This is a genomic window from Bradyrhizobium denitrificans, assembly GCF_013179005.1.
In the GTDB taxonomy this organism is placed as follows: Bacteria; Pseudomonadota; Alphaproteobacteria; order Rhizobiales; family Xanthobacteraceae; genus Bradyrhizobium; species Bradyrhizobium denitrificans.
In genome coordinates this window covers 1-455 of sequence record NZ_JABFDP010000092.1, presented here as the reverse complement: position 1 = coordinate 455, position 455 = coordinate 1, and the positions used below count along the sequence as shown (strand labels likewise).

The window sequence follows — 455 nt, the reverse complement described above, 5'->3', positions numbered from 1 at the left end:
TCAAATCCGACCGAAAGCAGACTTCTTCAACGGCCTGCTAGCGCGTCATGAATGCGGTGAGCGAGTCGCAACGTCAATGCTGCCGCCGCACTTGTTCCGCCTGTGTAGTGCTCCCAACTTGTACCGCCTTCCCGCGGGGGAGCGGCGACTTTAAGTCCGTGCGGCCTACCAGCGCCGCTGGGCTCCACTGTCAGCGTTGTAGCACTGCTAACCATCGAAAGGTGCTCACGCGAGCCGCTTCGCCTCCGACACTTCCATGCCGCCGAACTTGACCTTCCAACTCTAAAACGTCGCCTCCGAGATCCCGTGCTTGCGAGCCAGATCGGCGGTCTTCGCGCCGGCCTCGTGCTCCTTCAAAACCGCGATGATCTGCTCTTCCGTGAACCGCTTCCGCTTCATCTGTCCGTCCTTCGTCTGATCTGAGGCCGGAAAACTGGACCATTTTTGGCTAGAGT

At 59.6% G+C, this 455-nt stretch carries 1 pseudogene; it reads right to left on the bottom strand.

The window, feature by feature from the left end:
• Positions 1-285: 285 nt before the first annotated feature.
• Positions 286-399, bottom strand: a pseudogene (locus tag HL671_RS37885) (transposase); the annotation flags it as partial.
• Positions 400-455 lie beyond the last annotated feature (56 nt).